Annotated in this window: 11 protein-coding genes and 1 pseudogene; 5 read left to right on the forward strand and 7 right to left on the reverse strand. The window is 44.1% G+C overall.

The window, feature by feature from the left end:
- Positions 1 to 264: 264 nt before the first annotated feature.
- The 5 genes and pseudogenes from AB4503_RS11470 to AB4503_RS11490 form a co-directional block, all read right to left on the reverse strand.
- The gene (locus AB4503_RS11470; protein WP_372114694.1) at positions 265 to 891 is read right to left on the reverse strand and encodes a LysE family translocator; all 627 of its coding nucleotides are present in this window, start codon (positions 889 to 891) and stop codon (positions 265 to 267) included.
- A gap of 234 nt (positions 892 to 1125) precedes the next feature.
- Positions 1126 to 1989: a delta-class carbonic anhydrase gene (locus tag AB4503_RS11475; protein ID WP_372114696.1), complete on the reverse strand. Its 864-nt coding sequence runs from the start codon at positions 1987 to 1989 to the stop codon at positions 1126 to 1128.
- Positions 1990 to 2345: 356 nt separating this feature from the next.
- Positions 2346 to 2807 carry a hypothetical protein gene (locus AB4503_RS11480; RefSeq protein ID WP_029235242.1) on the reverse strand — a complete coding sequence of 154 codons (462 nt, stop codon included), beginning with the start codon at positions 2805 to 2807 and terminating at the stop codon, positions 2346 to 2348.
- A gap of 226 nt (positions 2808 to 3033) precedes the next feature.
- Complete coding sequence (locus AB4503_RS11485) at positions 3034 to 3834, reverse strand: hypothetical protein (RefSeq protein ID WP_372114698.1); 801 nt, start codon at positions 3832 to 3834, stop codon at positions 3034 to 3036.
- Between the two features lie 209 nt (positions 3835 to 4043).
- A pseudogene (locus AB4503_RS11490) lies at positions 4044 to 4673 on the reverse strand (D-serine ammonia-lyase); the annotation flags it as partial.
- A 132-nt stretch (positions 4674 to 4805) separates the two neighbouring features.
- Between AB4503_RS11490 and AB4503_RS11495 the strand changes: the two are divergent.
- A complete protein-coding gene (locus AB4503_RS11495; RefSeq protein WP_372055142.1) occupies positions 4806 to 5999 on the forward strand; it encodes a CynX/NimT family MFS transporter in 1194 nt (397 codons plus the stop codon).
- A gap of 14 nt (positions 6000 to 6013) precedes the next feature.
- Here AB4503_RS11495 and AB4503_RS11500 read toward each other — a convergent pair whose 3' ends face one another.
- Positions 6014 to 6811 carry a helix-turn-helix transcriptional regulator gene (locus tag AB4503_RS11500; RefSeq protein ID WP_372114700.1) on the reverse strand — a complete coding sequence of 266 codons (798 nt, stop codon included), beginning with the start codon at positions 6809 to 6811 and terminating at the stop codon, positions 6014 to 6016.
- 56 nt (positions 6812 to 6867) lie between these two features.
- Entirely contained in the window at positions 6868 to 7401 is a 534-nt protein-coding gene (locus tag AB4503_RS11505) for a YbhB/YbcL family Raf kinase inhibitor-like protein (protein WP_372055146.1), read from the reverse strand.
- 243 nt (positions 7402 to 7644) lie between these two features.
- On the opposite strand from AB4503_RS11505, the gene AB4503_RS11510 reads away from it, so the two are divergent.
- The 4 genes from AB4503_RS11510 to AB4503_RS11525 all read left to right on the forward strand — a co-directional run bounded on the left by AB4503_RS11510 (position 7645) and on the right by AB4503_RS11525 (position 12943).
- Positions 7645 to 9054 carry a DUF3404 domain-containing protein gene (locus AB4503_RS11510; protein WP_372114702.1) on the forward strand — a complete coding sequence of 470 codons (1410 nt, stop codon included), beginning with the start codon at positions 7645 to 7647 and terminating at the stop codon, positions 9052 to 9054.
- Complete coding sequence (locus tag AB4503_RS11515) at positions 9032 to 9679, forward strand: response regulator transcription factor (RefSeq protein WP_372114726.1); 648 nt, start codon at positions 9032 to 9034, stop codon at positions 9677 to 9679. The genes AB4503_RS11510 and AB4503_RS11515 overlap by 23 nt, the downstream gene beginning before the upstream one ends.
- Positions 9679 to 10491: a DUF2861 family protein gene (locus AB4503_RS11520; RefSeq protein ID WP_017060501.1), complete on the forward strand. Its 813-nt coding sequence runs from the start codon at positions 9679 to 9681 to the stop codon at positions 10489 to 10491. The genes AB4503_RS11515 and AB4503_RS11520 overlap by 1 nt, the downstream gene beginning before the upstream one ends.
- Positions 10492 to 10594: 103 nt before the next feature.
- A complete protein-coding gene (locus tag AB4503_RS11525; protein WP_372114705.1) occupies positions 10595 to 12943 on the forward strand; it encodes a glycoside hydrolase in 2349 nt (782 codons plus the stop codon).
- The last annotated feature ends 52 nt before the right edge of the window (positions 12944 to 12995 follow it).

Consider the following 12995-nt stretch of genomic DNA (forward strand, 5'->3'; position numbering starts at 1 on the left):
AGTCACACATCTTTAACACGCAGACAAGTCCAACTCGGAACCTACATTTGGAAATCTAATTAATAAGTAAAGCCGTCGCTTAATAAGTACATTTGTATGGATAGTCGATTTCACGTATCGAGTCGCAGAGTTGATATCTGATGAAATGTTAGGGCTTGGTGTAAACAGTTTGCTTAGGGTTACTTAACCTTATCGCTTGTAGTTAACGCCATAAAGCAAAAAAGGCGAACCATTCGGTTCGCCTTTCTACATGAAGAATCGTGCTTATCGATTTATCGCCAAATATGAGCCAGCAGCAATCATTATTCCACCAGCACTTTGGTTTAACCTTTTATGTGCGCGTGGCGTTTTTAACAAACCTGCCATTCTGCCCGCGCCCACAGCGATAAGCATTAAGCCTGACATCAGAGCAACAAATGCTAAAGCAGAAACCAAGACGATATCTTGTGAGCGCAGAACAGTCAGATCAATAAAAGTCGGCAAGAACGAAATATAAAACAGAATCACTTTAGGGTTCGATGCTGAAATCAAAAAGCCTTGCGCGAAACTCGCGAGTTCAGATTTCTGACTCTGTTTGGCCGCAAGTTCCGCAGAGCCTTGCACTTCAGGCAGGCTCTTAAACATCTTGTAGCCCAAGTAAATCAAATAAGCTGCACCAACATAGCGAATCACCTCAAACGCAATCGACCAATTCTCGGCAATCGTTGCTAGACCGAAACAGGCAAGCGCAAGGTAAATAAGATCACTGCATATCATACCTAACGAAAGCGTGACGCACTTTCGCCATCCTTGAACCATAGCACGAGCTAAAATGGCAAAGACGCCAGGCCCCGGAGTAATACCAAATACAAACATGGCAATAAAGAATGTAATCGCACTTTCTAATGACATTGGACTGTCCTTTTCTATAACCCAACATAATTGATCATGAACGTATCATGGAGATTCGATTCTGGTAAAGAACGTTTTTTACTAAATACGATTTACACAACTCATGTATTGAATAAGTGTCACACGTAATTTACCCACCAGACTTAATTAAACCTAAACCTAAGTACTTTTCGTTAGGGCATAAAAAAGGCGAACCTATTGGCTCGCCTTAATCATTTTGTTCGCCAGAATCGTTTAGTCGTTACGAATGGGTGATAACAACTCAGGGTTAACCACCAAATTTCTCACACCGTGGGCGTGATCTTCGTTAAAGTCATTGCCTTCACACCAGCTACCTACTGTCGCGATATTTACTTTCGCGACTTGTGGTCTAACGCTCCATGTTACTTGGAAAGGTGAACCTTGCTCATTATAACCAGGACCCGTTGTAGAGCCTGCGTATTGGATCGCTGAGCCCGTATCTTGTGGGATGTTTGGTGCTTGGTGTAAGCCGTTCACTTTTGAATGTTTAGCGAGCGCTTCAAAGTCGGGTGCTTTGTCGTCATTCACTAATACGTAAACTTGGGTTTCTACACGCAGTTGCGGGTTGGTAATCGCATCGTTAAAACAAGCACCCAGTGTTTCACCCGGTTCAACTTGCGCCGTTGAATAAACATAGTGAACTTCAATGGTGTCACCCGAATGCAAAGAACCATGCTCGCTCGGACAAACCTTGCCCTCAAATGGTTTCAGCTCAGCAGAACTCAGCTTGCCTGTGTATTTAAAGCCACTCTGGAATCCCTTACCATCACCGTTACCAGCGTATTGAGTAAACTCTCCACCTTTATGCTCAGCATTTTTATGGAAGTGAATATTACATAAGTTCATCGCTGTTGAATCAGGGGCATCCGAGAACAGCCTAGTATTTTTACCTTCTAATGAACCCAAATCTCGTGGAGCTTGCGGTCCAAAACCTTGCCCTTGGGTATTTTCAGAAAGCTTTGCTCTTTGTTCTGCGATAACACCATCTGATACAGACTCATGGTTCGCGTCTGATGCACTTGCATGAGCTGACAACATCACCAATGCGACACTTAAAAACACACTCTTATTCTTCATTTTTCTTCCCTAGAATATTGATAACTAAACCTAAACCTACTTAACAGCAAACATCTTACTATGCTCGTAAGTGAATATAAGAGTTGTCTTTGTAAGATTAGATTTCATTGCTTACTTTGGGATGAGTATTAGAACCCTTGATGCATATAACAAGTCAAACAGGGTAAATTCGACGACTCCCTTCCAGAACTAATAATTCCTATTTTCGTTAACCGTCGCCTGACTCAGCGCTCAGATAAGTGAACACGATTCTTAGGAAGAATGGTGGCCAGATTTAGAAGACCAAAAAAGGCGAACCATCTGGCTCGCCTTCACGTTTCATTCTATCTATTAGGTTGTCGTTCTAGGTTAACGATTTAACCGTTACCGGTGGCAAATATCCCAAACGTCATGACGTTCAATGCATCTGTCACGCCCTCTAGTGATTTAATCACCGTCTTAGTCGGTTTATTATGACGAATAAAATAGCTTCCGATGCCTTTTTCACCGCCACTCTTAGCATCGCTTTCAGTTGTTTCTGTCGCTTCTATTTGAGAAGGCTCCACTGATTCTGGCTCTGCATTGGCGTGAGCTATCGTGTCTTTATTTGAATCAAGGTTAGTGAGTGGTTGATGATTAACGATTGAATCATGGGAAGAATCAACGCTGGTCTCAGCGTTTGTATCCTTTGAAGTCTCGAGATTACTCTCTCCCTCTATACTTTTCGACATAGCGTCTTCGTTGCTCAATGTCTCGTCGTCTAGCTGATGATTACTCGTTGAAGAGCAGGCTGTTAAGAAGAACAGGCTAACGATGAATATGAGTAAGTTTCTCATCATAATGATAAAGCACGAATTAATAAAACATTGTTCGATTGTATTTTATTTGGCTGACGACATCCAGTGATAAGCGGAGTAAACACGAACAGTCACGGTCTTGAAGAGTAAACAAAAGCGTACGGGTTTAGTGCTTAAGAATAATAATTCGAGAGCTCAATTAGGTTGCCCGCCGCTTATCATCTGAAAGGTGGTGTCAGTTAGGCTTGGGGATTCACACGCTATAAGCTTAATCTTTACTGGAACACAGTTCAGAGATTCGGTCACACATGGCTTGGTTGACTGCGAAGTGGGTGTTGAGGAATGCTAGTTGGGCAAGTGCCGATTCAGCGGTGCGCTCGTAGCCTTGGGTAAAGGTTGGTAGCAATTGGGCAAACTTAGGGAAGCGTGCTTCTAGCCTTCTATCCGACATAAATTCATCAACGAATTCAGGCTCAGACTGTTCAGTTTGATCCACAAGATCGATCAAACGATCGAGTGCGTAAGATTGAACGAACCGACTGCCCGACAGCTTTTCGCCTCGGTTATAACGAGACATACCCACATAAAGATTGGTTAGAGCCTCACCAATGATCCAATCTTGGGAATTAGTGTCTGTCTCCCCTTTTATTGGTGAAACACAACACTGTGTATCAAATTCATGTTGCAGCCAAACAATACGCCCTTCAGCAAACGGAATGTGCGCTAACTCGTGGGGTTCAAACACTGCAAACTCACAAAAGATTACGTCAGCGTACAGAACTTTATAGCCATCGACGGTATTTCTCACTGCGTAGTCGATTGAGTGAATATCAGATAGCCAATGCAAACTGTCTAAGAAATACTGCTTGTGCCCCGTTTGCACTATTGCGAAAAAATCGACATCTGAGTACTGATCAAGTCGTTCTGTTTCAATACCTACTGAGCCCAATCCCAGCAAAGCATGAGCCTTACCCGATGCTTCCAAAGACTCCCCAATAGCATCTAAACGCTGGAGTAATTTTTCTGGTGTGTTTATGTGTCTTGTCTGTATCACTTTGTCCGTCTGCATTGCTCAATCCCTATCAAGTTGAATGCCACTCAACCTAACTGATAGTTAGAACATCTAAGAAGCTTAATTTATAAAATGTGTGTTTTGGATAACGATCTGTGCAAGTTATTGTTTGAATTAAGGTGGGATTTAGAGGTGAGAAAGAGTGTGTACAAGCTATAAACAACACTCTTCTATCATGACTTATCTTTTTAGCAGCTCATATTTGCAACAACGTTGACGCCATGCTCACGAAGTTTGCTTTTCTTCCAAGCTCTCGCGTCTGCCGACATGTGAACAGAGACCGTAAAACCCAATTTGGCACTCATGATACCGATCGACATGCCTAGATTACCCGTGGATCCTACCGCAATGCTGTATTGTTGGAAGAAGTTACGAAACTCAGGTTCGAGCAGCTTGCTGTAGTCATCGCTCTCACACAGTAACCCCGCTTCAATCGCAAGCTTCTCGGCATGTGTTAGTACTTCATAAATACCACCACGCGCTTTGATTGAACCTGAAATCGGCAAATGGCTGTCTTTTTTCATCATCAAACGCCCTTTTATTGGCTGCTGATAATGAGCTTCTAATGCTAACTTCATTGCAGGGATGTCGATAAGCTCAGATTCGATGATGCCATTCGTCACATGAGTTTCAGGGAATGCCTTCGCCAGATAAGGGGCAAACCTTTGTAACCTCAAACTCGCATCATGAATATCCTGTTCGCCTAATCCCACATAAAGCAAACCGCGCTCCAGAGTCGTCACATTTGGGTTAAACCAAACCACTTCTTCCAATGCAATCAATTGTTGAAGCAGTGGGAAGTCCGAGATGAGCTTGTCGATATTTAATACAGTCATGGGTGACTTTTCTGGCTAAGCGCGTACTGCGCAGGTTCAATCATTAGTAAACCTATTTAAACGGTATTTGTGTAATCATTCAATGATCTGTAGGCTAGCCTGTCTTCTCATAAGCAAACAGTAGAACAACCTATGAGCGCCTCTCTTCGTAATAGCATTTTCGTGATGTTAGGGATTCTATTCCTAGCACTTAACCTTCGTGGGCCTTTTACGAGCTTGGCTCCTGTGCTTTCTCAGGTTATGGAAGGCCTCAACCTTACGTCATCGGCTGCAGGCTTCTTAACAGCTTTGCCACTGTTAACTTTTGCCTTATTCTCACCATTAGTCACCAAGATATCCCAACGAATTGGTCTAGAGCCTAGCCTGTTATTAGGCTTAGTTCTGATCACTACGGGTATTACACTGCGCTCTGCTGGGTTAACCCCAACCTTGTATATCGGCACGGTGATGATCGGGCTTGGTATCGCGATTGGTAATGTGTTGTTGCCTGTAGTAGTGAAAGTTAGCTTCCCGACACGCATCGCTACTGTGACTTCTCTGTACATCTTTACGATGGGCATCGGCTCGACGTTAGGCTCAAGTTTGATGGTGCCGTTTTCAAATCTAACCTTATTTACGATCACGGGTTGGCAATTAGCACTGTTAATGAACCTAATATTCCCAATATTAGCTTTGATGATCTGGTTGCCTAAAATCAGAAAACGCTCACCTTCAGCCAACAATAACAAGCAACAAGACAAACCTCTGCCGATGAAACAGATGATTAAAAGCGGCGTAGCGTGGCAAGTAACGTTAGCGCTTGGGCTTAACTCATTTACCTTCTACTCTTTGGCTGGCTGGTTGCCACAGATATTGAACGATCTTGGCTACAGCGAAATCGACGCGGGCTACATTTATGGATTTCTGCAATTTTCGACTATGGTTCCAGGGCTGCTGTTACTGCCATTCTTAGCCAAAAGTGACAATCAACAATGGCTCATCACTCTGTGTGCATCGAGTGTATTTGTTGGATTGATTGGTCTTCTGTATTTGCCTGAGTTTGCGATCTTTTGGGTGGGACTGTTTGGATTAGCCAACTGCTCGACATTTATTATCGCGCTCTCTTTTGTTGGCTTGCGTACATCGAATAGCAGCCAAGCCGCATCATTGTCGGGTATGGCTCAGGGAATCGGTTATGCGTTGGCAGCCACTGGTCCAACGCTAGTGGGTAAGCTTCATGCTCAGACAGATTCTTGGAGTGTGCCGATTCTGTTGATCGCATCTGTTGCCTTTGCGTGCACGATTTTCGCGGCATTGGCAGCACGAGATAAGAAAGTGAGCGTTTAAGCCAAACATAATGACTATGGCGTCGCGACTCTATGGCTGACGACGGTTTTGATGTATTCACTTGGCGACAAACCAAATTTGCCTTTAAAGCGCTGACTAAAACGCCCTTCCGATTGGTAACCGCAAGACTGAGCCAACATCGCCACATTCTGCTGTCCGTTTTGCATCAGATAAAGCGCGTGACTCAAGCGAACTTCAGCCAGTACCTCTCGATATTGCATGCCTTCCAGTTTGAGCTTCCGAATCAATGTGGCTCGGCTCATCGCAAAACGCTCCGCCACCGACTCTAATGGATGTTTCTCATCTGGTGAATGTGAAAGGTAATGGCTGAGCTTTTGGCTAAACGAGACGTTGGCACTGACAAACAATAGATGCAACACCCCTTTTTCAGCTAATTGCTGGTACAAGCCCTGCAACCAAAACTGTTGAGTCTCTTTGCTCATGCTCTGTGTATCAAAAGAGAACAGAGCATTGAGTGAGTCTTGTAAGTTTCGATCCGCTTTTACTGTAGGCAGTCCCAGATCATTCGACCGTTCCTCACTTAAATCAAGCATCGCCTGAGAAGGTTGGAATTGAAAGCTGAACACTCGCGACAAGAAGCGCCCTTTGTGGGGCATGTTCTCAAAACTTAGTGAAGCTGATGCCTCACACAACAGCAGCTCAGAATGTGAGAGCTCTGCCGCTGAATCTTTCCAAAACAGGCGCTTACTTCCTGTAATGATCTGAATGATACTAGGGGATAGAATCCTCACATTACGCAGCTTTTGTAACTGCTCTGCACGAAAGATCGTCACTTGATATTGATGATTCATCTCATCCCCTTATTTACTTATTATGTATGTGTATAAGCTTTAACGTACATAAGCTATTAACGTGTATAAGTTGCGGTCAGTTTAGCTTTGTCTAAAGCCATGCTGTTCAACGTGAATCCAACCACAGCCGACGGCGTATTTTCGTCGAGGTTAAGTTTGTCCGTTGGTAATGCCCAAACCGTGAACTGGTAACGGTGCATACCATCTTTTTCTGGAGGACAAACGCCACCGTAGCCAACTGTACCGTAATCAATGCGACCTTCTTTGCCACCGACTTTAGAGATGTCGACACCGCGAGGTAGCTCGTTCACAGTTGCAGGGATATCAAACGCAACCCAATGCCAGAAGCCACTTTCAGTCGGTGCATCTGGATCATAAGCTGTGATAGCAAAGCTTTTGGTACCTGCTGGTGCATCTTTCCACATCAATTGTGGTGATTGATTATCGCCGTCACAACCCCAACTAGAGTATTCAAAAGTCTTTGCCATTGGGTGACCTTCTTGAATATCGCTGCTGGTTAATTCGAACGCATGAGCAGAGCCTGTAGCCAAAATACTGATTGCCAATACTGATTTGATGATGAGTTTCATGATGGTTCCTCTTATTTGGTATGAGTTGAGTATAGTCCTTCCCACATGCTTAATAATGACAATAAGTACACAATTATCTGATTTATTGGAATAAAATGATACTTATTGTAATTTCATCATATTATTTAAAAGCATGATCCACACGACAGTTTGTTGTTAAGGGAGCACTTGTTGACATTCAGGTTACAAATCTAACCCAAAAGTCTTTAGACTCGCCTCACGACTTTTAATGAGAATGATTGGATGCGCAGGTTTACCTTAGCCCTTTGCTTGACCTTTTGGCTCCCAACTTTAGCCAATGCCCAAAGTTTGCAAGACAAGTGGCAAACCCTGTATCAACTGACCTGGCAATCATCCCCAATCTTAGTATCTCAACAAGAGTTGGCTCAGTACCCAAAAGTACTGCTTCATGAAAGTAGCCGTTATCCTGATTTCAACCAATTCGGTTGGGACGACATCGCAACGTTAGCCTCAATACAAGATCACTGCCAAGCAATTGAAAACAGTAACCCTTCATTACATGACGCCATCGAGTTTGAGCTCGCTTTGTGTCAGCAACAAGCATTGGATTCGATTTGGTTTGCAGCACACTCCAAACGTCACCCTTCCGGTGGCAGCTTTGCTGATCGTTATTTGGCAGCTTACCCAGACGTAAGCGAGCAAATACGCCCGTTTTTGAGTATTACCAACCCACTGCACCCTTTATATACCAAGCTAGAAGCACTCACGGCACAAGGCAGAGAAGCACTGCTCAATGGATACCGCGCTTGGCAACAAGACGATGTGCTTTGGTTAAGTGGCGAACAAGGCTGGAAAGCCATTCCCTTAGATGTTTGGCAACCTATCGCAGAGCAACAAGAGGTATCTTTGGCAGGTGAAACCTGTACTTTTCGTTACAGTAACGTGTGCTTAAACGAGCCTAGCAATGACAATCTGATCATGAAAACCTTGATCTTTACATTGCTGCTAACGTTGCTTTCCGGGCTCGCTAGAGTCTTATACCTAAGAACAAAACAACGAAAAGAGAGGCAGTTCGTTTTACAGCTTCTTACTCATGAACTGCGCACGCCTATTACTAGCCTAGGCTTAACCGTCGAAATGTTTAGAAATCGCTACGATGACTTTTCTGATGAAACTCAAAGTGCGGTTTGGCGTTTAATATCTGACTATCAAAGGCTTTCTCAGCTCACCGAAAACAGCAAAGTGTACCTAAGTTCGGATCAGTCAGAGCCTTTGTTGAAGCAAAACGCTTCATTAGAAGAATGGCTCGATCATGTCTGTGAAAAGCACAATATTTCTTATCAATGTGAAGTGCGTGAAGTTGAACTGAACCTTCCCTATTACTGGCTAACCATCTGCTTGGATAATCTAATCAAGAATGCCAAACAACATGGTAAAGGTGAGGTTTTGGTAAAGGTCGAACTCGGTGACAAGCTGACGATTGAGGTACAAGACGAGGGGCACTTCCCTTCAACGATACAACGGCTCATGTCTGGTGTCACGCCAAATGAAACGCACGAACTGGATAACATGGGCATTGGCCTGACTATTGTCGAGCACTTGATGAAGCAAGCGAATGGCCGCCTCATTATTCTTCGTAACCCAACCCGATGTATTTTGGAAATTGCTTATAAACACCCTACTGCTGATTGAAGACGACCAACTGCTTGGACAAGGCCTCGTCAGCATCTTTGAATCCAATGGTTACCAATGCCTTTGGGCGAAGGATTCAGAGAATGCCAGTAAGAAATGGTTTCGAGCCGATCTTGTGATACTGGATCGACAGCTTGAAGATGGGGACAGCTTGCAACACCTTCCAAACTGGTTGCTCCTCAAAGCGCTGCCTGTGATTGTGTTGACCGCTAAAGTAGAAGTTCAACAACGTGTTGAAGGTTTAATGGCGGGTGCCAAAGACTATGTGACTAAACCATTTTCGAACGACGAATCACTCGCTCGAGTCATTACCCAGCTACGTCCGTTAGGTGTGAGCCTCTTAACTTACGCAAATATCCAAATCAACTTGTCGGAACGGATCGCTTATCTGGATGAAAGCCCTGTAACACTAAAACCTAAAGAGTTTCAGCTATTGGTACTGTTTGTTCAGAACCAAAGTCGTGTGTTTCACCGAGATGAATTACTCAATAAGATTTGGGGATATCAGGCTTTTCCTAGTACCCGAACTATTGATAATCACATACTGCGCTTACGCCAGAAGCTGCCAACATTGAATATAGAAACACATCGTGGCGTTGATTACCGCTTGGCCGGGGAATCATAATGAAAGTTACTTCGTTAACCGCACTGATCTACACATTGCCGCTCGCAAGTCATGCGGCATGGTTTACCGACACGCCATTGCAGCACACCTATCAATCTCTACTTGATGACCAACCTCAAGTTGCGTGGCAAGAGCTGCAAATCGCACTCGATCACAAATCACTCGATAGTGAGCTTTGGCTGCCAGTCAAACAAGAGATCCTGAGCCAGACTCAATGTGGAACCTTACTCAAACAAAGTGCTGAGCCAAAACACCACATCCAAGTCAGCTTCATTCGACGCTATGGCCTGTCGTCGCACGGTTATCAAATCAAAGTCTCTGCCGAGCAACTCAGCAAAGGCTCAGAAACTCAAACTCTTTCTTTGGTATCGCCTAAAGGTAAAGTCCTTCTCGATGGACAACTCGCTTCCAATAATGAGTATCAAGAGATTGAAACCAATGAAATGTTCATCAAACCCGAATCTGGTGTTTATCAACTAAAGATAGGTTCAAATCACTACCCTATTATTGTCGCTTTAAATAACAGTAATCGATGGCTGACGCTCGAAAGTAAACTCAGCGAACCACATATCGTGCTCTCGCCTCCAAAGGTGATCGACAACTGCCCCGACGCTAACGTGAGTTGGCAATGGTTTGATGAAAACTACAACCTGCTGGGTTACAAAGTGCCAATCAAAACAGCGCAAGCACCCGTTCCCACAGAAAGTCCACTTGGAACCAAAGCCAAGCACTTGAGTGCTTCGGTTGAAATGTTTGAATACCAAGGCGCTATTGAAGTCCAATATGTGCAGCGCGTCGCCGTGCCTTTCTAATGGAAAACCACTAAAGCCAAACAGAAAATAGAGACATATAGGTGACAAAGCACTAGCGCTACTTAGGTGTAATAACCGTAGTTACCCTTTACGGAATCTAAATATGCTCAGCGTACGTCACCCACTCAATCTTTCTAATTTTGCCATTGTGGCTTTAACAACAGCTTGTCTGTTTTCATCCAACGCACAAGCGAGCCAAATAACGCTCACCAGTAACAACAATACCGTCGCTACCTCATCGAATACTTTAGAGGTCGATTGGAACGGCTTAAGCGTTAACAGTGCTGCTCTCACCGTTGATAACAAACCACAGAAAGCGACCAATCTGGTCATTGGCTTTTCCGATAAAGCTGACTCAGCAAAAATCGCCACTTGGACCTTAGTACCCAGTGGAATAAACGTTAAGGCAGAGCTTAATCAAGACCAGCTCACTTTTCAGTTCAGCTTACCTTCAAATATACAGGTGAAACGAAACAAACCCATCGAATTGGCGTGGTTTGATCTTGCCGAACAACAAACTCAGACACTATTTCTTCCGTTTAGTGAAGGTATGCGCGTGCCTACTGACAACAAGCTTTGGGCAAGTTATCTCGTCGGTAACCATTCTGGAAGTAACACTACTCAAGACTTGAAGATGCCTTTTTGGACAGTACAGCAAAACAATCATTTCATTAGCTATCAAATGGTTAATGCAACCAACAATCAACTGCTCTTTTCAGATGCATCCTCTAATGCTTCCTCAAATACAAAAACCAAAATTGATATGAAGGCAGCACACCAATTTACGATGCTCAATCAGTCACAACCTTTTCTTGTTCGTATCACCCTCGGAGACTCGTGGTTAGATGGTGCCAAACAATACCGAGATTGGCGCATCAATAATGACCAGTCTGAAACGCTTGTAGCAAAGCAAAAGCGCAATCCAGATGTGACTAAGTTGATCGGCGCGAGCCACGTTTACCTATTTGGCAAAGACCCATTAAGCATCCAAGATGTGAGTGACTGGTGGGGATTGAAAACATGGTATCTAGAGGGCTCTAAACTCAATGTTTCTGCGGAAGCGAAAAGAGAGCTATCGTCACTCTCCAAGGGGAAAGATTGGTTCAGTCAGTACCACAAACAACTATTGTTGGACTCTATTAGCCAGTCATTGCAGGTGTTATATCCTGTTGGTAATCCGACACTCGAAGACAACACGATTAAAGCGCAATATAAAGCAGCACAGGATAAGAAGAACTGGTTGCTAGAGCACGCTTCCCCTTACCTAAACTCGTCAGAGACTTGGGGACAAGCGCTGTCTTCAGACATGGTCGCTAATCTAAATAAGGCAGGCTTAAACAAACTGTGGCTTGGATTCGACAATTGGATGCCAGTATTCTATCAACCTAACGCTGTGGGTCTGGCAAAACAGTCCGGATATCTGGTCGGTACTTACGATTCCTACAACACCGCAATTCCTGCGAAGCTCAATGACAACTGGCTAACCGCTCAATTACCAGAGCCGATGCGTCAAAGTTGTGCGATTGAACTAGCGGATGGGAGTTTGAAAAAAGGATTTCGTGGAAACGGCTTTTACTTAAACCCGAACTGCCATTTAGAATACGTAAAACAGCGTGCTCAAGACATTATGAGATTCGGCAACTTCAACAGCTTGTTCTTAGATGTTGATGCAACCGCCATGGCACGTGAAGATTACCGCGTCTCTATAGACAGTAATGGCAATACAAACGACGAATCAGACATGCTTTCTGCGTTCAACAACCGAATGAAGTGGCTTAGCGAGCAACCTTCGTTAGTATTAGGCTCTGAAGACGGCAACAGCCTAACAACAAAAGGCATCGCGTTTGCACACGGCTTAGAAACGGTTGGTTTTGGTTGGACAGACAAAGACATGAAAGAGAACCACCAATCTCCCTATTACTTAGGTCGTTGGTACCCAGACCACAAGCCCGACTTCTTCTTTAAGCCGGCCGAGGTTAAAGAGCCCTATAAGTCGCTACTGTTTTCGCCTCAATATCGAATTCCACTTTACCAAGCCGTTTTCCATGATGAAGTAATCAATACGCACCATTGGCATTCAGACAGCCTCAAGTTCACTAATGTACAAGCAGAACGTGACTTAACCGCCATGCTGTACAACACACCACCGATGGTTCACTTGACCAGAGATGAAGCTTTATCAAGTTCAAGCCAGAGAATCAAAGCACTCAAACACTATCAAGATGGCTTTGAACCAATGCATGAGCAATTATGGGATAAACAGTTGGTCGATTCCGAATGGTTAGATAAGAGCGGCGATGTTCAACAAACTGAGTTCAGTGACGGGAGTAAGATCATTGCTAACTTTTCTAACAAGGCATTTCGTTACAACGGTGTCGATATTGCTGCCCTATCGGTCAAAGCTATATTGGCGAATGGGCAAGTCGTCGACTGGCAGCCCGATCATAGTTAGCTTCGATACGGTTTAGACAATAACGAATAATAGGAAGCCTAAGCACTTAACC

The organism is Vibrio sp. 10N.222.55.B11 (assembly GCF_041473705.1).
Taxonomy (GTDB): Bacteria; Pseudomonadota; Gammaproteobacteria; order Enterobacterales; family Vibrionaceae; genus Vibrio; species Vibrio crassostreae_C.